Here is a 25,532-nt window from a genome sequence, read left to right as displayed (position 1 = left end):
TTTAATAACGCACTTCTTTCTTAGTTTCAACTTTGTTTTTTCTGCCGGCAGTCTCTTTATCATAATTTCCACCAAGATATTTGCAATCCAGAATTTCATTCATTCCTGCAAATGGAACTTCAACTTTATGATAGGTAAAGCAAGCGGCAAGTGTTTGAGTTAGGTTTTTATCCCCTAGAGTCAAATCTACATCTTCTGTCGTCAATTGGCAGGGATGTTCATAGCCACAAGCGTGTGTGATCTCAATTAATTCTTTTCTAAAATTTTTAAAATAGAAATTTGTTCGTACTGCTTTATCTTCAATGTTAATTCCAGATTGCAACCATTTATTTTGTGTAGCAACGCCACTGGGGCAAGTATTATTATGACAGGCTTTAGCTTGAATACACCCAATAGAAAGCATAGCCTCACGAGCCACATTGATTACATCTACACCCATTGCGAATGCCATTGCACCTTTTGCAGGTAAACCTAACTTTCCGCTGCCTATAAAAACTATACGCTCAGTAAGGTGGTGCTTTTTAAATATTTTATATAAATCACTAAAGGCATAAACAAATGGTAAAGAAACGTGATCTGCAAAGCTGGGAGGTGCAGCTCCAGTTCCGCCTTCGCCACCATCAACCTGAATAAAATCTGGTCCTTTACCAGACTTCGCCATAAGTTGAGCGAGTTTTTCCCAATCTTGTAATTTTCCTATTGCAGCCTTTATGCCCACGGGTAATCCTGTAGCTTCCGCAATATCTTCTACAAATTGCAATAATCCATCTACGCCTTCAAATGCAGCGTGGGTAGCAGGAGAGATAACATCTTTACCCATAGGCACGTGACGAATCTCAGAAATCTCTTGTGTGATTTTTGATGCAGGAAGTACACCACCTTTACCGGGTTTAGCTCCTTGCGATAGTTTTATTTCTATAGCTTTTACTTCTGGATTTGCTTCAACCAAAGCCACCATTTTTTCCATAGAAAAATTACCTAATTCATCTCGTACTCCAAAATATCCAGTTCCTATTTGAAAGATCACATCTGCTCCTTGTTTATGATATGGAGAAAATCCGCCTTCACCGGTGTTGTGATACGCGTGAGCCAATTTGCAACCTTTATTGAGGGAAGCAATTGCACGAGCAGATAGAGACCCAAAACTCATTGCAGAAACATTAATCGCAGATCCAGGTCTATATGGTTTTCTACGCTTGTTATGTAACCCCATGACTTTAGCACAGGGTAAAAAATACGGGTTCTTAGAATTGGGATGATCTAGAGGAGCTTTAAACGCCATCATTGCGTTATTAATGAAAATATAATTGGCTTCGTAAATATTTTGATCTGTACCAAAACCCTCGTAATTATTTTCATTTTTTGCAGATGCGTAAATCCAACCGCGTTCGATGCGATTGAATGGAAGTTCTTCGCGATTATTAGCAACGATATACTGCCTGATTTCTGGGCCAATACTTTCTAGCATATATCGAATATGACCTACTACTGGAAAATTGTGGGTGATTATATGTTTCTTATTGAAAAAGACATCACGAATTGCAATAATTGCTAATGCTAGAATAATATAAATCCACCACTGTATATTAGATAGAAATAAAAAAATATCGTTCATAAAAAAGTTTGAATTTCAAACGCCAAATTTACATTTTTCATCAGCATCTATATTGATGCTTTTTTAAAATTTAGTGTGGTAAATTGTGATTTTTGCAATAAAGAGATCGTTCTAGCTTCATTTCTCATTATATGTTTAAAATGAAAGTAGTGTAGCTTCTGGTACTGAGTTATTTTTTATTTAAATAATCAAGAGTAAGCTGACTCATAACTTTTACACCCAGCAACATACCCTCATCGTCTATCATGAAATCTGGAGTATGGTGGGGATACGCCTCTGTATTGCCAGGTGTCATACCACCCAGAAAAAAGTAGAAGCCGGGCACTTTTTCTTGAAAGTAGCTAAAATCTTCACCTCCAGTAGTTGCTTTAACCAGATTTACATTAGTATCTCCAGCAACCTGCTTTAAAGTAGGCAGCATTTGTTCAGTAAGCTTCTCATCATTATATGTTATTGCCGTATTACTTTGAAATTCTATCGTTGCGCTTCCTCCATATGCTTTGGCAAGACCTTCTGCCATTTCAGTCATTCTACGTATGATAAGCTTGCGCATTTTAGGATCAAGAGTTCTTACCGTACCTATGAGTTCTGCACTTTCAGGAATTATATTAAAGCGTACACCAGACGTAATTTTTCCTACAGTAATTACAGCAGGCTCTACCAGTAAATTAGATTCTCTGCTTATTATAGATTGAAAACCGTCTATAATTTTTGAGGAAATATATATCGGATCAACTCCACCCCAAGGCTGTGAACCGTGAGTCTGTTTTCCTTTTACATTAACGACAAATCGTTCTACAGCTGCCATTATGCCACCCGGTTTATAATTAATTTGCCCTACCGGGGTTCCGCTATTTATGTGTAATCCAAAAATAGCATCGACATCGGGGCTTTTCAAAACACCTTCTTTGATCATTAGGGAAGCACCACCTTCTTCACCCGGAGGTGGACCTTCTTCTGCCGGTTGAAAAATAAACTTTACAGTACCATTAATTTTATCTTTGTGTTGTGCAAGAATTTCTGCAGTACCCATTAAAATGGCTACGTGAGTATCGTGGCCACATGCATGCATAACGCCGGTTTCAGCGCCTAGAAAATTTGCCGTAACAGTGCTTTTAAACGGTAAATCGTTTCGTTCAGTTACGGGGAGAGCGTCAATATCTGCTCGCAAGGCGACAACCTTACCGGGATTGTCTCCTTTTAGTACGCCTACAACTCCGGTTTTGGCAATTCCCGTCTCTACTTCAATTCCTAATGACTTGAGGTGTTCTGCAATTTTTTCGGCAGTTTTGAATTCACGATTACTTAATTCTGGATTTTTGTGAATTTCATGCCTCCAGTTAATTACTTTGTCTTCGATAGATTCTGCAGCCTTCATTATTGAAGCATCCGGTGATTGTGCAAATGCGGTTATGCTGATGATAAAAATGAGAATGTTGAGTTTTTTCATAATGTAAGTTTAGAACGAGATTAAAGCGTAATTGAGGTTTTGATAATAAACAAGTGCGTTCATAGCCGATAATGCCATTTGTGTATGTTGCCATCTTTTTTCTGAAGTAATACCGCGTGAACCGGCAGTTTGACCACATAGTACAATAGGAATATTTAATGCGTGAAACCGCTCCAGAAGCTTTAAGTTAGGATTGTCTACACCGAATTTTTCTTTATAATATTGATTAGTTAATAATCCAAATGCCGCGCTTCCATGAACTACGAGTACCGGCTTAAGGTGATCTTGGGTAACTCCTGCTGAAGTATTCATATTTAAAAAACGCGCAACGGTATTAAAATAGGGATTAAGTTTAGCTGGGTTTTCAGGAGATTTTGCTATATCAAAAACCACTCTATAGGTTGCTGTTGTGTCTACAGGAATGTCGGGTTGAGGGACAGTATAGGTTTCACCAAACTCTTTCAATAACGAACCAGTAATTTTCTCTTGCGCGAAGCTAGTATTGAGAAATGAGCAAAGTAATAGTGTTAAGACAAGTAGAAATCTGGAGCGCATAAGTTGTAGGTTAGCTTAAAGTTATTGAAAATTCATCTAAAGCTACGTTTAATGATTCGCATTTCAAATTTGCATAGCAATTAATGGCAATGCTCTTAAATTTAGAACAAATCGATATTTCTTAATAACTATATGGCTAGTAATTCCTCTAAAAAGCCAAGATTCCTTAATTTTCACTTCTTAAAAAATCAATTGTTTTGGAGGCACTTTTAGAAGGATTAAATGACGCACAGCGTGCACCGGTTTTACAAAAAGATGGTGCAATGATGGTAATAGCTGGTGCGGGTTCTGGTAAGACACGCGTACTTACTATGCGTATTGCATATTTAATGCAACAAGGTGTAGATGCATTTAATATATTGTCACTCACATTTACCAATAAAGCTGCCCGCGAGATGAAAACGCGTATAGGTACTATCGTGGGTAACAGTGAGGCAAAAAACTTGTGGATGGGAACTTTTCACTCCGTTTTTGCTAAAATTCTTCGTATTGAAGGACATCATTTAGGCTTTCCTCCTAATTTCACTATTTATGATAGTCAGGATTCTCAACGGCTTATTTCTGCTATTATAAAAGAAATGGGATTGGATAAGGATATCTATAAATACAAACAAGTTCATAGTCGTATATCTTCTTTTAAAAACAGTCTGATAACGGTAAAAGCCTATTATCAAAATCCGGAATTGATGGAAGCTGATGCAATGGCTAAAAAGCCTAGAATGGGTGATATATACAAGGAATATGTAGACCGTTGCTTTAAGGCAGGTGCAATGGACTTTGATGATTTATTACTACGTACTAACGAACTTTTAGCGCGATTCCCAGAGGTTCTTGCAAAATATCAAAAGCGTTTTCAATATATACTAGTAGATGAGTATCAGGATACAAACCATTCTCAATATTTAATTGTAAAAGCACTTGCAGACCGCTATCAAAATATTTGTGTAGTAGGTGATGATAGTCAGAGTATATATGCATTCCGTGGAGCTAATATCAATAACATTTTAAATTACCAAAAGGATTATGAGGATGTAAAAGTCTATCGTCTGGAGCAAAATTACCGTTCTACAAAGAATATTGTGGAGGCAGCAAATTCGGTTATTGAGCATAACAAAACGAAGTTGGATAAAATTGTATGGACTGCAAATGACAATGGTCCTAAGATCATTGTTCATCGATCACTTACAGATGGGGAAGAAGGGCGCTACGTTGCAAGTACCATTTTTGAAGAAAAAATGAATAAGCAGCTTAAGCCAAGTGACTTTGCCATTTTATATAGAACTAATGCCCAATCTCGTGCAATGGAAGATGCTTTGCGTAAGCGAGAGATTCCCTATCGTATTTTTGGTGGTTTATCATTTTATCAACGTAAAGAGATTAAAGATGTACTCGCTTATTTGCGCGTATTAACAAATCCCAATGATGAGGAAGGCTTAAAGCGCATTATTAATTTTCCCGCTCGAGGAATAGGAGCAACTACCATAGATCGACTTGTTATTGCTTCTAAGCAATACAATAAATCAATTTTTGAAGTGATGGAAAATATCCAGCACATCGAGATACAAATTAATAACAGCACAAAAAACAAGCTTTATAATTTTGTAAATATGATTAAGAGTTTTCAGATCACCGCTGAAAACGCTGATGCTTTTGTAACTGCGGAAGAAGTTGCACGAAAAACCGGATTACTTCAAGAATTAAAGAAGGATGGAACCCCGGAAGGAATCGCACGTATAGAAAATATTGAAGAGTTACTTAATGGTATTCGGGATTTTGTAGAAGGACAGAAAGAAGTTGCAGATGCGACCGGTTCACTTGCAGAATTCTTAGAAGATGTTGCTTTAGCGACAGATCTCGATAAAGAGGTCGATGATGTAGATCGCGTGTCTATGATGACGATACACTTAGCTAAGGGATTAGAGTTTCCGTATGTTTTTGTTGTAGGAATGGAAGAGGATTTATTTCCTAGCGGAATGAGTATGAATACGCGAAGTGAACTCGAGGAAGAACGCAGATTGTTTTATGTAGCCTTAACGCGTGCCGAGCATCAAGCATATTTAACGTATACCGAATCACGCTATCGATGGGGGAAATTAATAGATGCTGAACCTAGTCGATTTATAGAAGAAATTGATGAATCTTTCCTAGATATTCAAACACCAATGGAGTCTTACAGATACAAACCATTAGTAGATACAGATATTTTTGGGGAACCAGATAAAAGTAAACTTCGATTAAAGAAACCTATTGCAGGTAGTGCTCCTACAGTGGGAAAACCCTCTGCAGACCAGCTTCAGAAACTAAGAAAATTACGGCCTCAAGGATCAAGCACACCTCCATTGCAAACAGATGATTTAAATGGAAATTTAAAAGCGGGAAGCAGGGTAGAACACAATCGTTTTGGTCACGGAGAAGTATTAGGAATTGAAGGAATAGGTCAGGATCAAAAAGCTGAAATACGATTTCAAACTGGCGGAATTAAAAAGTTATTATTGCGTTTTGCTAAACTGAAGATTTTAGAATAGTGAAGTTGTACGCAACCCTTTAAGGATTTTAGTATCTTATATAAGAACAAACAATTTTAAAAATTCCATACCTCTAGGTTTTGGGATTTTTTAATTAAATATTTTAATCGAAGCCAATAAAGCAACAGGATCTATTTCGGTATTTACAGAATCATCATCTTGTGATATGGGTAGATTTTGCTTTTCATACTCCATGAGTGACCAGGTTTTATCGTGATATTCCAGAGCAGTTAGATTTTCAATCCAATCCCCGCTGTTGAGGTACAAACAACTACCTATTGTATTTATAACCTTACGCATTTGTGGTTGATGAATATGGCCGCAGATTACATATTCAAATTTATTTTCTATAGCGAGTTCGGCTGCAGTTTCTTCAAAATCGGTTACAAAACTTACTGCTTTTTTTACGCTGTTTTTTATTTTCTTTGAAAGGGAATATTTGGGTCTTCCAAGGCTTACGAGACACCAATTTATAAAACTATTAAGCACAATTAGAAAGTCATAACCCCAACCGCCTAACTTGGCAATCCATTTAGTATGCTGTATTGAAGCGTCAAACACATCACCGTGAAAAATCCACGCTTTTTTTCCATCGAGATTCAATACCAGTTTATCAATTACAGAAATATTACCGAATTCTACCGGACTGAACTTACGCAGTTTTTCATCGTGGTTCCCTGTAATGTAATACACTTGAGTTCCCTTCGCGGCAAGCGAAATAATTTTTTTAATAACCTGCAGGTGAGATTTAGGAAAATATCGCTTTCTAAATTGCCAGATATCAATAATATCACCATTGAGCACCAGAGTTTTGGGCTTTATGCTTTGCAGGTAATTTACGAGTTCTTTTGCCTGAGCGCCGTAAGTGCCTAAATGAACATCAGAAAGGATAACAAGTTCTACGTTACGTTTCAAATACTATTATTTTAAACAAATAAAAGCCACAGGTGTTACTACACCTTTATCTGAATATTAAATTATTTTTTATAAATCGATTTTAGCAGGTTAATTAGATGCTTTATCACGCGATTTTTTAACTAAAACATTTTAATTTCGCTAATTAAACTTTTGATATGGCTGGGAATACATTTGGTAAACTATTTACGCTAACGACATTTGGGGAATCACATGGAGAAGCTATAGGAGGCATTATAGACGGTTGTCCTGCAGGGATCGAATTAGATTTAGATGCTGTACACCATGATATGGAACGTCGCAAGCCGGGACAATCAAAAATTGTTACCCAGCGTAAAGAGCCGGATAGTGTTCAGTTTTTTTCTGGAATATTTGAAGGAAAAACCACGGGTACTCCAATAGGATTTAATATTATAAATACAAATCAAAAGTCTCACGACTACAGTCATATAAAGGATACTTATCGTCCCTCTCACGCAGATTATACCTATGATAAAAAATACGGTGTGCGCGATTACAGAGGAGGAGGACGATCTTCCGCACGAGAAACAGCAAGCCGGGTAGCTGCTGGAGCGATAGCTAAACAGGTTTTAAAAGGTATTAAAATTAATGCATTTGTAGATTCGGTCGGAGAAATCCATATGACTACACCCTATCAGGAACTTGATTTTTCACAGATAGAATCTAATGATGTGCGCTGTCCAGATCAGGCTTTTGCTACAAAAATGATTAACAGAATTAAAGAAATACGCAAAGCAGGTGACACTATAGGAGGCACAGTTATGTGTGTGATTCAAAATGTACCTGTAGGCCTAGGTGAACCTGTATTTGATAAACTTCATGCTGAATTAGGGAAAGCGATGCTTTCTATTAACGCTGTAAAAGGTTTTGAGTATGGTAGTGGTTTCCATGGAGCTTCAATGAAAGGAAGTGAGCATAACGATCTCTTTAATGCAGATGGCAGTACGACTACTAATCTTAGTGGCGGTATTCAAGGAGGAATTAGTAATGGGATGGATATCTATTTTAGAGTTGCATTTAAACCTGTAGCTACCATAATGCAAAATCAACCTACTATCGATAAAGAAGGAAACGCTGCAGAAATGCAAGGTAAAGGACGTCATGATCCTTGTGTTGTGCCCCGTGCCGTACCTATCGTTGAGGCAATGGCTGCTCTAGTATTAGCAGATTTTTTCCTTATAAATAAAGCATCAAAAATTTAATATAGTACTATACTATTTACAAAACGCTGCACACTTTCGTGTGGCGTTTTTTTTGGTTTATTCTATTTTTTAAGACTCTCCAATACAAATCCTATTTGCGGGCTTATTTTTTTCTCTACAATTTTAGCTTTTTACTAACAATACGGCATCAAAAGTCGTTGCGGGCTTATTCTAAATAAGGATTTTGTTTATCTTTCGCAATAAGGAAAAACACCTCTATTATTTTATGAAAAAACTAGCATTGCATTGGAAGATTATTATAGGTCTCGTACTTGGTATTTTATGGGCCTTAATTTCAAGCCAAATGGGATGGAGCCAATTTACAATTGACTGGATCGCACCCTTTGGAAAAATATTTATAAATCTTCTGAAGCTAATTGCAGTGCCATTAGTGCTTTTTTCTATAATAAGTGGAGTTGCAAATCTTGGTGATCCTGCCAGTTTAGGAAGAATGGGAGGTAAAACCTTGTTAGCTTACTTGTTAACTACAGTACTGGCTGTGAGTATGGGTTTACTTCTGGTAAATGTAATACAGCCCGGAAAGTTAGTTGATGATCAAAGTCGTATAGATAACCGTATTAGTTATGAAATATGGGCGGCTGATGAAGGGTATAAAATTAAAGACGGAATAAATTATCTCCAGGATCCTGAGTTTATGGAGCGCGCCAGAGAGATATCTGATTTATCCCGTAGTGAGTTAAAAGATGCTTCGGTAAGTGATAAGATGGAGACTGCTAATGCAGCAAAAGATGCGGGGCCTCTTCAACCATTAGTAGATATTGTACCCGATAATTTCTTTGCTTCTTTAGCAGATAACGGACTGATGTTACAAGTAATATTTTTTGGTTTGTTCTTCGGTATAAGTATGCTATTTATAGATCCCAAAAAATCTGCTCCGGTAACACGTGCGGTAGACGGTATTATGGAAATCTTCTTAAAAATGGTTGACCTTACTATGCAAGCTGCACCGTTTTTTGTATTTGCATTGCTGGCAGGTGTTGTGAGCCAGATGGCCGGAAATGATATTAGCAAGGTTGTCGAGATATTTAAAGGATTGAGTTGGTATTCTTTAACCGTCGTACTGGGTCTAGCGCTAATGATATTTGTAATTTATCCTATCATTTTTAAAATATTTGTAAGGAAGGTGTCTTACTTCGGGTTTTTTAAAGCTATGGGTCCTGCACAAACATTGGCTTTTTCAACTTCTAGTAGTGCTGCAACTCTACCAGTAACTATGGAGTGTGTTGAGGATAATCTTGGTGTAGATAAAAAGGTTACAAGCTTTGTGTTACCTATAGGGGCGACCGTAAATATGGATGGTACTTGCTTGTATCAGGCGGTAGCTGTGGTATTTTTAGCTCAGTTGCATATGATAGATCTTACAATAGCGCAGCAATTAACCATAGTTCTTACGGCTACACTTGCCTCTATAGGTTCTGCTGCGGTACCAAGTGCTGGTCTGGTAATGCTTATAATAGTTTTAGAATCGGTAGGTTTAAATCCTGCCTGGATTGGAATTATCTTCCCTGTAGACCGTATTTTAGATATGTGTCGTACTGTAGTAAATGTTACAGGAGATGCTACAGTTTCTTCGGTGATCGCAAAAGGAGAAGGGCTTTTTAATTATAATCCTAACAAACATCCTGACGAGGCATTTGATGTCGAAGAATAAAAAATTACTTGTAAATGATTAATTTATAGAGTATTACGTTTTTTATTTAAAATAATAGTTATATTTTGAGGGTCCCTCAATCTATGTGTTGATTAATATCAACGCCTTCACTTACCCCATTAAATCAAAAAATGAGTAAGCATGAAAAGACTATTATTTTTATTTTTTACAGGAACATTAATCGCCAATGCCCAAGTAGGAATAGGAACTACAGATCCTTGTGATTCTGCTATGCTTGAAGTAAGCAGCCAATCCTCAGATGGCACTTACAAAGGATTTATGCCACCAAGAGTTACAGTTGCGCAGCGTGATCTTATCACTGCTGAAGGAGCTGACTCTGGTCTCATGATATTCGTAAGCGATCCTGATGCTTCTATCTTTGGTCTTCAAGTGTGGAATGGTGTTTTCTGGGAGAATGTACATCTTTTACAAAATTCTATACAACCTACCGAAGTAGCCTACACAGTCACATCTACAGAATTTGGGGAAAATTCAGGAGCTATAGATCTTGAATTTAATATTACAAATCCTTCACTCACAACCCCGATTACGGTTACAGTTTCCGCATCTGATTATTCTGATTTAGACGAGACTTTATCTCAAACATTAACCATTCCTGAAAATACGGCTGTGTTTAATGCTACGTCTATTTTTAATCTTACTAACGATGCTTTAGTAGAAGGTAATGAGTTGATTACTTTTACTATTACAAATGCTAGTGGTGGTTCTGGAGCACCTACTATTGGATTAAATTCTGTATTTAACTTAACAATTATTGATGATGACCTTAAGTTATGGATTAATGAAATACACTACGATAATATAGGAGGTGATGAAGATGAACGTGTGGAAATAGCAGGATCTGCGGGTGTTGATCTTACAGGCTATTCTATTATACACTATAATGGCTCCAACGGAACTATAATTAACTCTTCAAACATTACAGGCAGTATCCCTGATCAACAAGCTGGGTTAGGCACATTAACGATATCTGTGCCGTTGCAAAATGATGCAGAAGGTATAGCACTCGTAAATCCTGTGGGTACCGTTATTCAATTTTTAAGCTATGAAGGAGTTGTTACCGCTACTCAAGGTGCAGCAATGGGAATGACTTCTACGCAGTTACCAGTTGATCAAACAATAACCATGGCAGAAGGCTTCTCGCTACAATTAGTGGGGATTGGTAATGAATATGCAGATTTTGTTTGGAATGCCGGTGTTGTAAGTACTATAGACACTATAAACTTAGGGCAAACGTTCAACTAGCTCCAGTAAATCTTTACAATCAAATTCTGGATCAGCTGCTAAAGGGTATTTAAATTTACCCTCTCTCGCTATAAATGCAGTCTGTAGACCTCTACGCTGAGCACCGGTTATGTCCCAGCCATGAGCAGCAACCATAAGTGTTTCTTCAGGTTTTACATTTAATTTTTCCAATACATAAGAATAAGGATTGGGATTTGGTTTAAAAGCCTGCGCTTCATCAACACTGTACACCGCTTTAAAATATGAGGTTAACTCAGCATTTTTAATTTGATCAGTTGCAACTTGAGGATTCCCATTTGTTAAAGCTACCAAGATATAGTCTCTTTTTTTTAAAATGGTTAAAGCTTCAACTACATCCTGATGTGGCTGTAGCTTAGATATCATACCCAGAATACTTTTTATTTCATCTTCTGCAATTACCTTTTTAAACTTAGCTGCAGTCATTTCAAATGTTGCTTGTGCAATTTTACTAAAATCTTCGTGATGGCCAGTTACTGTCTCAACAAGTGAATAATGTAAAAGTGAGCTAAACCAAAGGTCAAATGCAAGGTCACTGCTTAAAGAAGCATTGATACGTCTGGCTAGTGGTTTTAGATCAAGTAAGGTCTCATTTACATCAAAAAGGATAAGTTTTGGTTTCATAAAATAGTGTTTACAGATTAACTTTTGAAACAACACATAATTTACAAACCTCTTTAATAGTATACTATTTGTTGTATTTAATTTAGTAACAAATTTGCAAAATTTGGGATTATTTAATCTAGAAACCTTGATTTGAGATCTGGAGTAGGGATCATACAACTTTCTTTTTTCCCAAACCATTTATAGCGGTTACGGGCTATAAGATCATAAATAGAATTTCGTATAAAAGCCGGTATTATCATAAAACTATAGAACAGGGGATAAGCGTCATCCAGGTCTTTGGCAATATGTAGTGCAGCATCAGATTTTAAAAAGGCTTTATTTGAATCTATCAAAACTATAGAATCTGTTTTAAGCGAATCTATGTTATACTCCTTGAGTAGCTGTTTGCCGGTATCAGATTGAAGTGAGGCAAATTTTAAAGTAGCTTTAGAATTACGCTTTATAATAAAATTAATTGCTCCATTGCAGAGATTACAAACGCCATCAAATAATATAATTTTTGATTCCATCTATTGTTTTACGCGTTGCACGAGTTCAAGGGTTTCTACATCTACATTAGTTGTAAACATCCCGTAATCCACGATTGCTTTTCCTTTTTCAATATTATGAATTGTACCTACCGCTCGACCATCTGGTAAACGTACCCGATCACCTATTTTTAAAGTTACTTTAGGCTTTTCTTTCTCTAGCTGAACTTCTTTTTGTTTAAGCTCTTTCTTTTTTTCTCGTATAACTTCAACCTTTTTCTCAGCCTCTTGTTTAATACGAGTTTCTCGTGCTTTCTGAGCGCGTTTTTCTTTTACACTTTGTTTAGCACGCTTCGAATTTTCTATTTGCACCACTTTGAATAATTCGTCGAGCATAGATTTTTTATTCTTATTAGTATAGAATTTATCGCTTATATCATCTAGCTTTTGCCCTAAATAAATGAGACGCTGATTACTGTCATATAACTCTTGGTAACTCTCTAACTTCTCTTGTATCTTAGTATTAATTTTAGAAAGCTCTTGTTTCTCCTTAGCAGCTTCTTGCTCCTTAGACTTTAATGAGGTAGTGGTTTTTGCCAGTTTACTACGTTCTTTTTGAAGATCTGCAATACTCTTATCAAACCGAATTTTGCCGCGTTCCACTTTTTTCTTTGATCGGTTTATCAGGGAATACGGAATTCCGTTTTTCTGTGCCACTTCAAATGTGAATGAACTACCAGCTTCACCTACGTGTAGTTTATATAGTGGTTCTAAGGTACGAGAATCAAAAAGCATATTAGCATTGGTAATAGCTTCAGTCTCATTAGCCATCATTTTTAAATTTGCATAATGCGTTGTAATAATCCCATAACTACCGCGCTCATAAAAAACTTCTAAGAAGGTTTCCGCAAGGGCACCACCTAATTCGGGGTCACTACCTGTACCAAATTCATCAATTAGAAAGAGTGTATTTTCATCACATTTCCGAAGAAAATAATTCATGTTTTTCAATCGGTAACTGTAGGTACTTAAGTGATTTTCTATACTTTGATTGTCTCCGATATCAGTCAATATTTTATCAAACAAGCAAAATCTAGAATATTCATGCACAGGTATAAGCAACCCACTTTGAAGCATCACTTGTAGTAAACCTACCGTTTTTAAAGTAATGCTTTTACCACCCGCATTAGGACCACTTATAACAATAATTCTATTTTGCTCATCTAATGTTATATCCTGCGGAAAGGTTTTTTCTCCTCGTTTTTTGTTATTTAAAAATAACAACGGGTGATAAGCATCTTTAATCTGTAACTCTCGATCCTGAGTAATTTTTGGTAGGACAGCATCTAATTTTTTAGCATATTTTGCCTTTGCTGAAATTACATCGATTGTACTTAAAAGGTTTTGATAATCATCTAATAAGGGGCTAAATGGTCTTACAAAATCTGTTAAACCTTTTAAAATGCGCTTGACCTCTTCCTGCTCATCATACTGAAGATTATTAAGTTCGCGTTGATGATTTTGTGTAGCTTCGGGTTGAATATAAACAATGCTCCCGGTTTTAGAATTACCTAAAATGGAGCCTTTTACTTTGCGCCTGTGCATAGCACTAACGGCAAGTACGCGCACATTATCTACTATAGATTCTCTTATTTCATCAAGGTATCCGTATGATGCATATTGAGATAGTGCCGAAGAAAAGCTACTATTAATTTTACCTTTTACGACATTTATTGCTCTTCTTGTATTTAATAACAAAGGAGAAGCGTCATCTTTAATTTCTCCAAAACGATCTACAATGGTATTTATCTCATCGGTCAATGCCGATGTGTACTCCGTATCATCAATTGTTTTGTGAAGCGACGGATAATAAGATTGAAATTTTCTAAAATACTTTATATGTGTATTAGCAGTTTCAGACAAACTACCAATTCTTCTAAAGCTTCCTACCTCTAGGGTAGTATCTTCTATGCCTAACATTTTAAGTTCGTGATCAAGCGCATCAAAACCGTGGTTAGGAATGGGTGTCTCGTGTGTGTCTGAGCTTATATATTCTTGCGTTTGATTTAAAGCAAATAAGGTTTTTTTAAAACTGCGTTGCGGCGTAAGTTTAAGGGCCTTTACTTTCCCTTTATCTGTAATACACAATGCGCTTACTTGAGCACAAACCGTATGAAATTCTAAATCAGCAAGTGTTTTAGGATGAATCTTTATCATAGTAATGCCCCTTTTAAGGCGGGAGATAACTTAAGTTTTTTTTATTTTTATACTGAAATTTAATAAGTAATTTCAATACTGATTGAGTCTGTTTCTGTGATCAATAATTACAGAATGAGCTATACAAATTTAAGATATTCATGAACGTTGACATACATCCCAGCTGGAAAGCTATATTAGAACCTGAATTTGATAAACCTTATTTTAAATCCTTAATAACATTTGTAAAAGAAGAATATACGACACATAGTTGCTATCCCAAAGGAGCAGCAATTTTTAAAGCTTTTGACCTTTGTCCATTTGATGATGTTAAAGTAGTAATCTTGGGTCAAGATCCCTATCACGGAGTTGGTCAAGCGCACGGTTTGTGCTTTTCAGTTCCTGAAGGAATTGGAGTGCCGCCCTCGCTGGTAAACATTTTTAAAGAGATAGCTGCAGACCTAAACAATCCTATACCTAATAGTGGCAATCTCGAGCGCTGGGCAAAGCAAGGAGTACTTCTACTGAATGCAACTTTGACAGTACGTGCACATCAAGCCGGATCTCATCAAAAACAAGGATGGGAGACTTTTACAGATGCTGTTATCTCTATTTTATCACAGCGAAGAGAAGGTGTAGTATTTTTATTGTGGGGTGGTTATGCAAAAAAGAAAGCAACAAAAATAGATGAAAACAAACATTTGATTTTAGAGAGTGGTCATCCTTCTCCTTTGAGTGCTAATCGCGGCCATTGGTTCGGGAATAAACATTTTAGTAAAGCTAACGCCTATTTGTCTAAAAAAGGAAAATCGACAATTGAATGGTAAAAAAAAAAGGCTCAACTGGTTAAGTTGAGCCTTTTCTCTAAAAGTTTGATTTGAAAAAAATCAGGAATAAATTAAGAAGCTTGTTCTAGAACTACTCGCTGATTTAAGGCTGTTTGTTTAGGGGCTACACGCTTTTGCGATTTCTCAACTTTAGATCCGCCTGCTACACTAAATTTAAATAGTATTAAATTAATAAATAGCAAACATCCCAAAACGATTAGAAACGTAACCATAATTGAATTGTTTAATTAATAAATTAATATGGCGTAAAGATTGGCCTTTTTTTTTACTTACCGAATTAACTACTTATAAAAGTTTCATTAAATGATAGTTAAATAAAAACTAACGTCTTGCTTTTTATCTATCATATCGAGTTCTAGAAGGTGGTTTTGTACATCTTCAATTTCACTATGAGGAAGTTGGTCCTGAGACCATTCTGTTTTTGAAAGCCAAGTTTTTATATCTTCTAATTTCTGATTGTAACGTTTTGCTAGAAGCACATCTACCTCATTGATGTTTTTGAAGGAAGATGTCTTAGTATTAAGAACTTCTAAAAAAGAACTGATGGCATCTTGTTTATCAGCTAAAGCCTTTGATGTTGCCGCAACAACAAAACTAGACCACGGGGTGGGGAAGTCGCTTACCCGTCTAAAAATATTTGAATCAACAAGTGGTTTAGTAGTATAATGTTCCCACATAAAGTAATCTGCTTCTCCTTTACTGAGAGATTGAATAGCATTGTCAAGATTATTTACTACAACACAATTTATGGCCTGGGTATTCCAATTTATTTTTTTTGCCTGAACATAAGCCATTACGTGAGATCCAGAACCGAACCGACTAATTGCAGGTCTGGTATCCTCAAGATCGTCTAATGTATTAAATGGGCTATTAGCCGCAACGTGAACTCCCCAAATTAAAGGTGTTGATACATAATTTTGGATAATCTTAGATTCATTTCCTGCTGCGATATCTTTGACAATACCTTCAGTAAGAATTATAGCAATATCAATTTCTCCATTTCTAAGAGCTAAATTCATCGCTCCAGTACCTCCCGGAAACTCTACCCATTCTATATCGAGTCCCACATTTTTGAAGAGGCCATCTTCAATACATAGATGTATAGGTAAATTAAAATGCTCAGGAACACCACCTATTGTAATTTTAGTCATTTGTTAGTTTTTTGATTTTAAGTAATCATAAATAGCATATTGAGAACGTATCTCTGCTTCTCCATCTAACTTCTCAACATACAAATTCTGCTCTTCTGCGTCTTGAATACGTGCTTTACAATTATCATTCAATTGCAGGGCAAATATGTCTTTCAATTCAGTGAATAAATTTTCATCGTAAATAGGAACTAAAACTTCTATACGCCTGTCTAGATTGCGAGTCATCCAATCTGCAGAACCTATATACATTTGCTCATCGCCACTATTATGGAACAGATAAATACGACCGTGTTCTAAATATCTATCAATAATGGAAGTGATGTAAATATTCTCGCTTAGTCCTTTTACTCCAGGTATTAAACAAGTAAAACCTCTAATGATTAGACGAATTTGTACTCCTGCCTGGCTCGCTTTGTATAATAATTCTATGATATCTTTATCCTCAAGGCTATTCATTTTTGCGGTAATCTTTGCCGTCTTACCAGCCTGAGCTGCTTCAATTTCTGAATGAATTAGTTTTTCAAACGTACGCCTTGTAGTAAATGGAGAAATAAGTAAATGTTTATTTCTGGGCACAATAAGCTTACCTTCAAGAACTTCAAACACCCTGCTTAATTCTTTGGCAATTTTGTTATTAGCAGTAAATAAGCCGTGGTCGCAGTATATTTTAGAAGTATCACCATTAAAGTTTCCGGTCCCGATATAAGCGTATCGTTTAGATTTATCATTTTCGGTACGTTCTACCATTAGAATTTTTGAATGAACCTTAATACGTGGGTAACTATAAATTACGCGCGCTCCTTTTTCTTCAAATTTGCGTCCCCACGTAATATTATTTTCTTCATCAAAACGTGCTTTGGCCTCTATAAATATGGTTACAAGCTTTCCATTTTCAATAGCCTTTAGTAACGAGGTTGTGAGTGCAGACTCATCTGCAACCCTGTACAATGATATTTTAATGTGAGTAACATCTTTGTCATTTGCAGCTTGTTCTACAAAGCGTTCTACATAGTTGAAACTCATAAATGGAAAATGCACTAAATGATCTTTACTACGTATAGCATCAAAATAATTTGTTGCATTCTCTAAGGCTTTATGCTTAATTACCGGCTTATCTTCATAATGAAGATTTTTATTATTTGTAGGATCTGGAAACTTAAAGAAGTCATTAAAGTTATGATAGCGACCTCCGGGCATCATATCTATTTTGCCAAGCTTCAAAAGCTTTCGTAATTTTTTAGCAACTGTTTTTGGCATACTTGCATCATAGAGTAAACGTGTAGGTTGTCCTTCTTGACGTTGCTCTAAGGATTTATATATACGCTCTGCTAGTATACCATCTAGTTCGTCATCGATATATAATTCTGCATCTCTAGAGAGTTTGATTTCATAAACTCCATCGATAGACTGTGAATCAAATATAGTAGCAATTTCGTGTCTTATAATATCATCCAGGAAAGTAATAGAATAGGTGTCATCTTGTTTTCCTAATTCTACAAAACGATCATTAGTATCTGTAGGTAATTTTACAAATCCTATTTTTTTTGAATCAGAAAAGGTAACACAGAAATAGAGGCTTTGATTTTCAAGGAAGATTTCACTTTCTGTTGCAGGATTGAATAGAAAGGGATTAACTATGTTTTTAAGATGAGAAACGTACCACACATTAGCAATCTGTTTCTGAACTTCTGTATATTCTTCGGAAGCAACAAGCACAATATGGTTTGCTGCTAATTCTGGTTTTATTTTATTGTTGAAGATGGCTCCAAAAATCTCTTGTTGCTCTTTTACACGGGCAATGATCTCCTTAACAGTTTTATTAGGTCTTAACGCAAGTTTTTTACGAATGCTTTTTTCTACTCGTTTAATTTGCCTTAACTGACTTACGCGTACCCTGAAATATTCATCAAGATTAGAAGAATAAATAGCTAAAAACTTCATTCGCTCAAAGAGCGGATTAAATTTTTTGTCTTGTGCTTCTTGTAAAACTCGAGCATTAAAGCTTAGCCAGTTTAAATCTCTATGTTTTAAGTTATCAGCTATTTCTGAATTCATTTATGATCGTATTTTTATCAAAAATACGAAAGCCTACTACGGTCTGAATTAAGCTTTTGTTAAAAGAAATTTATAGTAACGCGATTCGGTCTAGTGCTTGTATGATCATACTTTCAACGGTTTTTGATCCTTGTTTGCTAAAGGTGCCATTAATTCTATTTGCCATTATAGCATTAATAGAAATTGCACGATGACCTAGTAATAAACTCAATGCATAAATGCCTGATGTTTCCATCTCCAGATTTGTGATTTTCTCTGAATTGTATTGAAAATTTTCAATCTTAGTATTCAACGCATTATCTGCGAGTTCAAGTCTTAGTTTCCGTCCTTGTGGACCATAAAATCCAATGTTTGTCGCAGTTACACCTTTATAGGTGTTTTCATTATCAAAATGTGCGATTAAATCTGAATCCCCCGGCACACAATAGGGATAATTTTTAGCCTCATCCCATTGTGTTTGCTCTACAAATGCATTTTCAAATGCCAGATCTCTTAAATGCTTAGACTCGTAATAATGAAAGAGCCCGTCAAACCCAAGTGCTTTTTTACTTATTAAAATTGAATCTATAGGTATGTTTTGCTGTATTGCGCCGCTCGTACCCAAACGTATGATATTTAGGGAAGTCAATTCTTTTTTGAGTTGACGTGTTTTCAAATCAATATTAACTAGGGCATCAAGCTCATTTAAAACAATGTCAATATTGTCTGTTCCTATTCCCGTAGATATAACTGTTATTCGTTTATTTTTATAATAGCCCGTTTGCGTTTTAAATTCTCTTTTGTGTTTGCTAACCTCAATTTTATCAAAAAAACGGGTCACGCTTTCAACCCTTTCTGGATCGCCAACGGTGATTATAGTATCTGCAATTTCTTTTGGTAAAAGATTTAAATGGTAGATACTGCCATCTTTATTAAGTATTAATTCAGATTGTGGAAGTTGCATTCTCACTGTGTTTAATAAGTTTATGATTTATTGGGTCATACAGATAATCATATTTTCGTGTACCTCCAAATTGAAAATCATTTTTCAAAATTGAGTAGAAATTTGTTGCACCTTCTAAAACCTGATTACCCTGTCGTGTTAACTGTAAAACACCATTCTTTTGTGTATAAAATGGGCGTAGGGTTTTAATCATATTTTCAATTTGCACATCTCCATAACCATAATACCCTTGGTAATTAAGTGCATAATCACATAACTGACTTTTACCTGTAATTTGATGCAAATCAATGAGTTTTAGAATATTTGTTTCGAGCGTATTTAATCCGGAGTTAATATTAGGAAATCGCTCAATGTGAGCACGTATACAACTAGACAGGTAATTAAAATTAGATTTTTTGCTTATTTCTGCTTTCAGTTCGATTGGTTTCTCTTCACAATAAAGCTTCCATATATGATTCGCTACAGTCAAATCATCTTGCGTTAGCGCAAGTTTATTTGTGTAATGCATGGCCAGTTGTTCATCAGTGAGATCTGAAAGCGCTTTAAGTTGAGCAAGACCTTTTACCCAACCACTACAGACCATATAAATAGGTGCTGTTTTATGATGTTGCATTAAGTAGCTTATGGCGGCCAGCATATTTATATGACAAAAAAGATCGAACTCAAACCAGAGAACGATCTTTTCATAATTTTGTAAGGTTGCTAATTTCCCAAGTTCGTGTTCAAATTTCTCTTCATAATCTGATGGTGAAATTTTATATTGCTCACTAAGAAATTTTTTTCGGGATTCAAAAAAACTCTGAGATCCTACTTCAACTGGTGTGGGGCCTTCGCATAGCATCTCTCTCCAAACAATAATGTCACCTTTGAGATTTAAACTTTCTAGACGTGTAGTTAAATTATCACCATTTGTGATATGCAATACAGAATTTCCCATAGCTTTAATATTAACCGCCTACCCGTTTTGTCTTAAAGCCTTTATCTTTTAAGAAAGACATTATTTTATCGCGGTAATCACCTTGAATTATTATTTTTTCTTTTTTAAAACTACCACCTACACCTAACATTGTTTTTAATTCTTTAGCAAGAATTTTAAAATCACTATCAGCTCCTGTGTATCCTTCTATTATTGTAATAGGCTTTCCTTTTCTTTTTTCGTATTTACATAATAACGGATCTTCTTGCATCCAGATCCCTAAATCCTTAGAATCGTCGGTATGATTAGACTCCTCGGGCGTGTGATCTGGAAATAGATTTTTCAGTTGGTCAGAAAGGTCCATAAATTATTTTTTGATCAATCCGATTTCAACAAGACGTTGATGTAAAAATTCTCCAGCAGTAATATCTTCAAAAGCTTTTGGATGCTCCTCATCGATACATTCTTCTAGACAATTAAGAGGCATTTCGCTACGCGGATGCATAAAAAATGGAATAGAATAACGTGGTGTATCCCACTGCTCTTTAGGAGGATTAATTACACGATGAATTGTAGATCTCAACTTATTATTAGTAAGTCTCTCCAGCATATCACCTACATTTATCACTAGTTCGTCCTCGTTAGGAATCGCATCAATCCACTCTCCATCTTTGCGTAAAACCTGTAAACCACCTGCCGAAGCACCCATTAAAAGTGTAATGAGATTAATATCGCCATGGGCACCCGCACGTACAGCACCTTTAGGTTCTTCTGTAATAGGAGGATAATGAATAGGTCTTAAGATGCTATTTCCATTTTTTGCCCAATGGTCAAAATAAAATTCATCCAATTCAAGATATAAAGCTAAAGCTCTTAAAACGTAGATTCCAGTTTTTTCAAGCATTTTGTAAGCTTGCATTCCAGTCTCGTTAAAATTTTCTAACTCTTTTACAGTTACATTTTCAGGATACTCTTCTATAAGATTTGCATCTGCTTCAGCCTCTTGGCCAAAGTGCCAAAATTCTTTTAAATCTCCCTCTTTTTTTCCTTTAGCGTGCTCTTTACCAAAAGATATATAACCCCGTTGTCCACCCAGACCTTCTATCTCATAGCCTTGTTTGATATCTTCAGGAAGATCAAAAAATGATTTAACTTCAGAATACAAATCATCAACTAAGGCATCATCAAGAAAATGATTTTTTAAGGATACAAAACCGATCTCTTCGTAGGCTTTACCTATCTCATCAACAAATTTTAATTTGCGACTTTTATCTTCACTAAGAAAATCTGCTAGATCTACACTTGGAATATTATTCATAACTAATTGTGAATTCAATAAAACATTTGACTTTCAAATATAACATAATAGATAACCAAAAAATTATAACTAAACTTAAATAAATAAGCCTGCATTATAATTTCTGATTACAACAGAGATATTAATTACTTTTAAAATACCAAAAATGAAATATGATATCAACTCGCAATCTTTCCGATGTTTTAGAATTTGAACGGTATGCTCATAGCGATGAAGTACTTATCAAATTGTACAGAGATTTATTGAAACCTCGGGTGATTGAAGAGAAGATGCTTTTACTACTGCGCCAGGGAAAAATAACGAAATGGTTTAGTGGTATCGGGCAAGAAGCTATTGCAGTAGGAGTAACTGCCGCACTGCAATCTGATGAGTATATTTTGCCTATGCATCGCAATCTGGGAGTTTTTACTCAAAGAAATGTGCCTTTAGATCGGTTATTTAGTCAATGGCAGGGAAAAGCAAATGGATTTACCAAAGGTAGAGATCGCAGTTTCCATTTTGGAACACAAGAATATAAGATTATAGGAATGATATCGCATTTGGGTCCGCAGCTTGGCGTTGCAGATGGGATAGCTCTAGCTCATAAATTAAAAAATGAAAAGAAAATCACAGCCGTTTTTACTGGTGAAGGAGGTACTAGTGAAGGGGATTTTCACGAGGCACTTAATGTTGCAGCGGTATGGGATTTACCGGTTTTATTCTGCATAGAAAATAATGGATACGGACTCTCAACACCCACAAATGAGCAATACAGATGTGAGCATTTAGCAGATAGGGGTAAAGGATATGGTATTGAAAGTCATATCGTACAGGGAAATAATATACTTGAAGTTTATAATCTGGTAAGCCGTGTGGCTCAGACTATGCGGGAGAATCCCAGACCCGTATTATTAGAGTTTAAAACTTTTAGAATGCGTGGCCACGAAGAAGCCAGTGGTATTAAATATGTTCCCAAGCATTTATTATCTCATTGGCAAAACTTAGACCCTGTAGCAAATTATAGATCATTTTTACTGCGTGAGAATATTTTATCTGCGGAAAATGACACACTTATAAATTCTGAATTTGCAGAAGAAATTGATGCAGCTCTTAGTAGGACATTTTCTGAAGTCGAAATTGAATCTTCTGAAGCCCTAGAATTAAACGATGTTTATGCTCAGAATACCTCAAAAATAATTCATCCTAGTGATTCCTTTCTTAAAGAAATACGATTTATAGATGCAATCTCTCAAGCGCTCGATTTGAGTATGAGCAAATTTGATAACCTTGTGATTATGGGTCAGGATATCGCAGCGTATGGAGGAGCTTTTAAGGTTACAGAAGGTTTTTTAGCCACCTATGGAAAAGAACGGGTGCGCAATACGCCTATTTGTGAATCGGCAATTGTTGAGGTGGCAATGGGGCTGGCCATACATAATTTTAAAGCTGTTGTAGAAATGCAATTTGGAGATTTTGTGAGCAGCGGATTTAATCCTATTGTAAATTATTTAGCAAAATCACATTACCGATGGGGGCAATCTGCAGATGTGGTAATACGTATGCCTTGTGGAGCAGGAGTGGGAGCGGGGCCATTTCATAGCCAAACTAACGAGGCTTGGTTTACACACACTCCAGGCTTAAAAGTTATATATCCAGCTTTCCCTTATGATGCTAAGGGATTGTTAGCTGCGGCTATAGAAGATCCTAATCCCGTGCTTTTCTTTGAACACAAAGCATTATATAGGACATATCGGCAAGAGGTTCCTCAGGACTATTATACATTAGAAATAGGTAAAGCATCGGTTATTAGAACTGGAGATCAAATTACAGTTATATCGTATGGAGCATCGGTACATTGGGTCCTTGAAATGTTAGAAACTATAGAGGGCGTGCGGGCAGATGTAATTGATTTGCGATCGCTGGTTCCCTTAGATTTTGAGACAATAAAAGCTTCAGTACACAAAACTGGCAAGGTATTATTGGTTACTGAAGATTCGTCTTTTGGGACGATAATGGCCGATATTTCGGCACGTATTTCAGAAGATTTGTTTAATTATTTAGATGCCCCAGTTAAGCGTTTAAGTAGTATTGATACGCCCATTCCATTTGCAAATGCGCTGGAAGAGATTTATTTACCCAAGCGAAAAATTAAAGAGGCCTTACTCGAAGTACTTGCCTATTAATGTTAAAATTTTATTGAAATCTAAATGTGCATTAAAATTTGTTAACTGATTTTAACAGCTTCTAGTTAAACACTATTAATAAATGGAAACACATTCTAGGCTAACATTACTTTTGAATCATTACTAACCAAAAAAATCAAAAATTATGTTACGTTGGACAGTTATATTTATCGTCATTGCTATAATCGCAGCAATATTCGGATTTGGTGGAATAGCTTCAGGAGCTGAGAGCATCGCAAAAATCTTATTCTTTATTTTTATAGTATTATTCTTAATTAGTCTTTTATCAAGATTGTTTAGATAATATAGTACAAACCAAAATTCAATTATGAAAAAAGTAATCACACTGGTTTTAGTTTGTTTAGTTCTTGCATCTTGCGGATCTAGTCAGGTTGTAAAGGAGTCTAGAAAAACTCTTAAAGGCTATTGGAATTTAGACAATATCAATTACAACAACGCTACAGGAATTTATGATGTAACTCTTTTTGGAGACGCATCTTCAGAATGTTTTGTAGGAAGCACTTGGAGATTTATACCAAATAACAATTTTGGTAATTATGAAATTTCAGGTAGTACATGTTCAGATGGTCAGCGTTTCTTTGTATGGAGTATTCCAGAACAAGAAGGTACAACATCATATGATATTTTATTAAAGCCTACAGATGCTAAGATGAAATCTACAATGAACAATGCAGGTTTTAGACTTAACATCAATTACTTATCAGAAAACCAATTAACCTTTACACAAACCGTTCAAGTTGATGGAAAACCATTCACAATCGTGATGAACTTTTCTAAAATTTCTGAATAATAATAATTTAATATAATGCTTTCTATTTAAGTGAATTAACTTAAACTGAAAGCATTATTTTTATGCTAACTAATAATACAATAATTATGAAATCTATATTAAGAAATGTTTCGGTATTAGCTATTGCTATTACTATGCTTACAGGCTGTGAAGCCACAAAAAATGCTAATAATCAGCAAAAAGGTAGTGTAATAGGTGCTGCTGGTGGTGCTATTATAGGTGCTGTTATAGGGAACAACGTAGGTACCAAAGGTGATGGTGGTGCATTAGGTGCTGTAATAGGTGGTGTTGTAGGTGGTGCTGCTGGTAATGTTATCGGTAAGCGTATGGATAACCAAGCAAAACGTATTGAAGAAGAAATTCCAGGAGCACAAGTAGAACGTGTTGATGATGGTATTATCGTAAACTTTGATGAAAACAGTGGTGTTTATTTTGCTACTGCAAAATATGATATCAATGCAGCCTCTCAACAAACTTTAAATGGTCTTTCTACAGTAATGAAAGAATACCCACAAACTAACGTACTTGTAGTAGGTCATACAGATAGCAGTGGTGCCGCAGAATACAATATGACATTGTCTAAAAATAGAGCACAAGCTGTGACTAACTATTTAACATCACAAGGTATTAGTGCTGGTAGATTTACTACGCAATGGTATGGTGAGGAGCAACCTAAGTATGATAATAATACTGCAGAAGGTCGTTCTAAAAACCGTCGTGTTACGTTAGCAATTGTTCCTAATCAAGAGATGAAGAATGAAGCTATTAAAGAAGCTGGCGAAGGTCAATAAAAAAGAGT

Annotated in this window: 23 protein-coding genes; 9 read left to right on the top strand and 14 right to left on the bottom strand. The window is 35.8% G+C overall.

Going from position 1 to position 25,532, the window contains the following annotated elements; genetic code table 11:
- Position 1 precedes the first annotated feature (1 nt).
- The 3 genes from DSM00_RS07710 to DSM00_RS07700 form a co-directional block, all read right to left on the bottom strand.
- A complete protein-coding gene (locus DSM00_RS07710) occupies positions 2-1,615 on the bottom strand; it encodes an FMN-binding glutamate synthase family protein (RefSeq protein WP_128757467.1) in 1,614 nt (537 codons plus the stop codon).
- A gap of 169 nt (positions 1,616-1,784) precedes the next feature.
- Positions 1,785-3,065 carry an amidohydrolase gene (locus tag DSM00_RS07705; protein ID WP_128757466.1) on the bottom strand — a complete coding sequence of 427 codons (1,281 nt, stop codon included), beginning with the start codon at positions 3,063-3,065 and terminating at the stop codon, positions 1,785-1,787.
- Positions 3,066-3,074: 9 nt separating this feature from the next.
- Positions 3,075-3,620 (bottom strand): DsrE family protein, encoded by a 546-nt coding sequence (locus DSM00_RS07700; protein WP_128757465.1) that lies wholly within the window; start codon positions 3,618-3,620, stop codon positions 3,075-3,077.
- Positions 3,621-3,817: 197 nt separating this feature from the next.
- Between DSM00_RS07700 and DSM00_RS07695 the strand changes: the two genes are divergently transcribed.
- Positions 3,818-6,145: an ATP-dependent helicase gene (locus DSM00_RS07695; RefSeq protein WP_128757464.1), complete on the top strand. Its 2,328-nt coding sequence runs from the start codon at positions 3,818-3,820 to the stop codon at positions 6,143-6,145.
- 90 nt (positions 6,146-6,235) lie between these two features.
- Here the strand turns inward: DSM00_RS07695 and DSM00_RS07690 are convergent, their stop codons facing one another.
- Positions 6,236-7,060, bottom strand: a complete 825-nt coding sequence (locus DSM00_RS07690; RefSeq protein WP_128757463.1) for a UDP-2,3-diacylglucosamine diphosphatase — start codon at positions 7,058-7,060, stop codon at positions 6,236-6,238.
- Between the two features lie 158 nt (positions 7,061-7,218).
- Here DSM00_RS07690 and aroC point away from each other — a divergent pair, with 158 nt between their 5' ends.
- The 3 genes from aroC (at position 7,219) to DSM00_RS07675 (ending at position 11,221) form a co-directional block, all read left to right on the top strand.
- Positions 7,219-8,283 (top strand): chorismate synthase, encoded by a 1,065-nt coding sequence (aroC, locus tag DSM00_RS07685; RefSeq protein ID WP_128757462.1) that lies wholly within the window; start codon positions 7,219-7,221, stop codon positions 8,281-8,283.
- 226 nt (positions 8,284-8,509) lie between these two features.
- On the top strand, positions 8,510-9,955 hold the full coding sequence (locus tag DSM00_RS07680) for a dicarboxylate/amino acid:cation symporter (RefSeq protein WP_128757461.1): 1,446 nt from the start codon (positions 8,510-8,512) through the stop codon (positions 9,953-9,955).
- A gap of 141 nt (positions 9,956-10,096) precedes the next feature.
- The gene (locus DSM00_RS07675; RefSeq protein ID WP_128757460.1) at positions 10,097-11,221 is read left to right on the top strand and encodes a lamin tail domain-containing protein; all 1,125 of its coding nucleotides are present in this window, start codon (positions 10,097-10,099) and stop codon (positions 11,219-11,221) included.
- On the opposite strand, the gene DSM00_RS07670 is transcribed toward DSM00_RS07675, so the two are convergent.
- From DSM00_RS07670 to DSM00_RS07660, 3 genes are all read right to left on the bottom strand, one after another.
- Positions 11,201-11,863, bottom strand: coding sequence for a haloacid dehalogenase type II (locus DSM00_RS07670; protein WP_128757459.1), 663 nt, complete (start codon positions 11,861-11,863; stop codon positions 11,201-11,203). The two genes, DSM00_RS07675 and DSM00_RS07670, sit on opposite strands and share 21 nt — an antisense overlap.
- 113 nt (positions 11,864-11,976) lie before the next feature.
- Entirely contained in the window at positions 11,977-12,375 is a 399-nt protein-coding gene (locus DSM00_RS07665) for a thiol-disulfide oxidoreductase DCC family protein (protein ID WP_128757458.1), read from the bottom strand.
- Complete coding sequence (locus DSM00_RS07660; RefSeq protein WP_128757457.1) at positions 12,376-14,550, bottom strand: endonuclease MutS2; 2,175 nt, start codon at positions 14,548-14,550, stop codon at positions 12,376-12,378.
- Between the two features lie 140 nt (positions 14,551-14,690).
- On the opposite strand from DSM00_RS07660, the gene ung reads away from it, so the two are divergent.
- On the top strand, positions 14,691-15,356 hold the full coding sequence (ung, locus tag DSM00_RS07655; RefSeq protein WP_128757456.1) for a uracil-DNA glycosylase: 666 nt from the start codon (positions 14,691-14,693) through the stop codon (positions 15,354-15,356).
- Positions 15,357-15,427: 71 nt separating this feature from the next.
- On the opposite strand, the gene DSM00_RS15525 is transcribed toward ung, so the two are convergent.
- From DSM00_RS15525 to DSM00_RS07625, 7 genes are all read right to left on the bottom strand, one after another.
- Entirely contained in the window at positions 15,428-15,589 is a 162-nt protein-coding gene (locus DSM00_RS15525) for a hypothetical protein (RefSeq protein WP_164916310.1), read from the bottom strand.
- A gap of 87 nt (positions 15,590-15,676) precedes the next feature.
- Positions 15,677-16,528, bottom strand: coding sequence for a substrate-binding domain-containing protein (locus tag DSM00_RS07650; protein ID WP_128757455.1), 852 nt, complete (start codon positions 16,526-16,528; stop codon positions 15,677-15,679).
- A 3-nt stretch (positions 16,529-16,531) separates the two neighbouring features.
- Positions 16,532-18,583 carry a polyphosphate kinase 1 gene (gene ppk1 / locus DSM00_RS07645; RefSeq protein WP_128757454.1) on the bottom strand — a complete coding sequence of 684 codons (2,052 nt, stop codon included), beginning with the start codon at positions 18,581-18,583 and terminating at the stop codon, positions 16,532-16,534.
- A gap of 70 nt (positions 18,584-18,653) precedes the next feature.
- Entirely contained in the window at positions 18,654-19,526 is an 873-nt protein-coding gene (locus DSM00_RS07640; RefSeq protein WP_128757453.1) for a nucleoside phosphorylase, read from the bottom strand.
- Entirely contained in the window at positions 19,507-20,463 is a 957-nt protein-coding gene (locus tag DSM00_RS07635) for a DUF1835 domain-containing protein (protein ID WP_128757452.1), read from the bottom strand. The genes DSM00_RS07640 and DSM00_RS07635 overlap by 20 nt, the downstream gene beginning before the upstream one ends.
- 10 nt (positions 20,464-20,473) lie before the next feature.
- Positions 20,474-20,806, bottom strand: a complete 333-nt coding sequence (locus DSM00_RS07630; RefSeq protein WP_128757451.1) for a translation initiation factor — start codon at positions 20,804-20,806, stop codon at positions 20,474-20,476.
- A 3-nt stretch (positions 20,807-20,809) separates the two neighbouring features.
- A complete protein-coding gene (locus tag DSM00_RS07625; RefSeq protein WP_128757450.1) occupies positions 20,810-21,760 on the bottom strand; it encodes an isopenicillin N synthase family dioxygenase in 951 nt (316 codons plus the stop codon).
- A gap of 152 nt (positions 21,761-21,912) precedes the next feature.
- On the opposite strand from DSM00_RS07625, the gene DSM00_RS07620 reads away from it, so the two are divergent.
- The 4 genes from DSM00_RS07620 to DSM00_RS07605 all read left to right on the top strand — a co-directional run bounded on the left by DSM00_RS07620 (position 21,913) and on the right by DSM00_RS07605 (position 25,524).
- Entirely contained in the window at positions 21,913-23,922 is a 2,010-nt protein-coding gene (locus DSM00_RS07620; protein WP_128757449.1) for an alpha-ketoacid dehydrogenase subunit alpha/beta, read from the top strand.
- 145 nt (positions 23,923-24,067) lie between these two features.
- The gene (locus DSM00_RS07615; protein ID WP_128757448.1) at positions 24,068-24,226 is read left to right on the top strand and encodes a DUF1328 family protein; all 159 of its coding nucleotides are present in this window, start codon (positions 24,068-24,070) and stop codon (positions 24,224-24,226) included.
- Between the two features lie 24 nt (positions 24,227-24,250).
- A complete protein-coding gene (locus tag DSM00_RS07610; RefSeq protein ID WP_128757447.1) occupies positions 24,251-24,733 on the top strand; it encodes a lipocalin family protein in 483 nt (160 codons plus the stop codon).
- A gap of 86 nt (positions 24,734-24,819) precedes the next feature.
- Positions 24,820-25,524, top strand: a complete 705-nt coding sequence (locus DSM00_RS07605) for an OmpA family protein (protein ID WP_128757446.1) — start codon at positions 24,820-24,822, stop codon at positions 25,522-25,524.
- The last annotated feature ends 8 nt before the right edge of the window (positions 25,525-25,532 follow it).

Source organism: Leeuwenhoekiella aequorea (assembly GCF_004104375.1).
GTDB classification, from domain to species: Bacteria; Bacteroidota; Bacteroidia; order Flavobacteriales; family Flavobacteriaceae; genus Leeuwenhoekiella; species Leeuwenhoekiella aequorea.
This window is presented reverse-complemented; position numbering and strand designations above follow the sequence as displayed.

What these genes read in the sequence shown, in the direction of transcription:
- DSM00_RS07710 (WP_128757467.1), bottom strand. Translation starts at nt 1,615, where the DNA reads ATGAACGATATTTTTTTATTTCTATCTAATATACAGTGGTGGATTTAT.
- ung (WP_128757456.1), top strand. Translation starts at nt 14,691, where the DNA reads ATGAACGTTGACATACATCCCAGCTGGAAAGCTATATTAGAACCTGAA.
- DSM00_RS07700 (WP_128757465.1), bottom strand. Translation starts at nt 3,620, where the DNA reads ATGCGCTCCAGATTTCTACTTGTCTTAACACTATTACTTTGCTCATTT.
- DSM00_RS07680 (WP_128757461.1), top strand. Translation starts at nt 8,510, where the DNA reads ATGAAAAAACTAGCATTGCATTGGAAGATTATTATAGGTCTCGTACTT.
- DSM00_RS07660 (WP_128757457.1), bottom strand. Translation starts at nt 14,550, where the DNA reads ATGATAAAGATTCATCCTAAAACACTTGCTGATTTAGAATTTCATACG.
- DSM00_RS15525 (WP_164916310.1), bottom strand. Translation starts at nt 15,589, where the DNA reads ATGGTTACGTTTCTAATCGTTTTGGGATGTTTGCTATTTATTAATTTA.
- DSM00_RS07670 (WP_128757459.1), bottom strand. Translation starts at nt 11,863, where the DNA reads ATGAAACCAAAACTTATCCTTTTTGATGTAAATGAGACCTTACTTGAT.
- DSM00_RS07665 (WP_128757458.1), bottom strand. Translation starts at nt 12,375, where the DNA reads ATGGAATCAAAAATTATATTATTTGATGGCGTTTGTAATCTCTGCAAT.
- DSM00_RS07605 (WP_128757446.1), top strand. Translation starts at nt 24,820, where the DNA reads ATGAAATCTATATTAAGAAATGTTTCGGTATTAGCTATTGCTATTACT.
- DSM00_RS07610 (WP_128757447.1), top strand. Translation starts at nt 24,251, where the DNA reads ATGAAAAAAGTAATCACACTGGTTTTAGTTTGTTTAGTTCTTGCATCT.
- DSM00_RS07635 (WP_128757452.1), bottom strand. Translation starts at nt 20,463, where the DNA reads ATGGGAAATTCTGTATTGCATATCACAAATGGTGATAATTTAACTACA.
- DSM00_RS07615 (WP_128757448.1), top strand. Translation starts at nt 24,068, where the DNA reads ATGTTACGTTGGACAGTTATATTTATCGTCATTGCTATAATCGCAGCA.
- ppk1 (WP_128757454.1), bottom strand. Translation starts at nt 18,583, where the DNA reads ATGAATTCAGAAATAGCTGATAACTTAAAACATAGAGATTTAAACTGG.
- DSM00_RS07620 (WP_128757449.1), top strand. Translation starts at nt 21,913, where the DNA reads ATGATATCAACTCGCAATCTTTCCGATGTTTTAGAATTTGAACGGTAT.
- DSM00_RS07705 (WP_128757466.1), bottom strand. Translation starts at nt 3,065, where the DNA reads ATGAAAAAACTCAACATTCTCATTTTTATCATCAGCATAACCGCATTT.
- DSM00_RS07630 (WP_128757451.1), bottom strand. Translation starts at nt 20,806, where the DNA reads ATGGACCTTTCTGACCAACTGAAAAATCTATTTCCAGATCACACGCCC.
- DSM00_RS07675 (WP_128757460.1), top strand. Translation starts at nt 10,097, where the DNA reads ATGAAAAGACTATTATTTTTATTTTTTACAGGAACATTAATCGCCAAT.
- aroC (WP_128757462.1), top strand. Translation starts at nt 7,219, where the DNA reads ATGGCTGGGAATACATTTGGTAAACTATTTACGCTAACGACATTTGGG.
- DSM00_RS07650 (WP_128757455.1), bottom strand. Translation starts at nt 16,528, where the DNA reads ATGACTAAAATTACAATAGGTGGTGTTCCTGAGCATTTTAATTTACCT.
- DSM00_RS07625 (WP_128757450.1), bottom strand. Translation starts at nt 21,760, where the DNA reads ATGAATAATATTCCAAGTGTAGATCTAGCAGATTTTCTTAGTGAAGAT.
- DSM00_RS07640 (WP_128757453.1), bottom strand. Translation starts at nt 19,526, where the DNA reads ATGCAACTTCCACAATCTGAATTAATACTTAATAAAGATGGCAGTATC.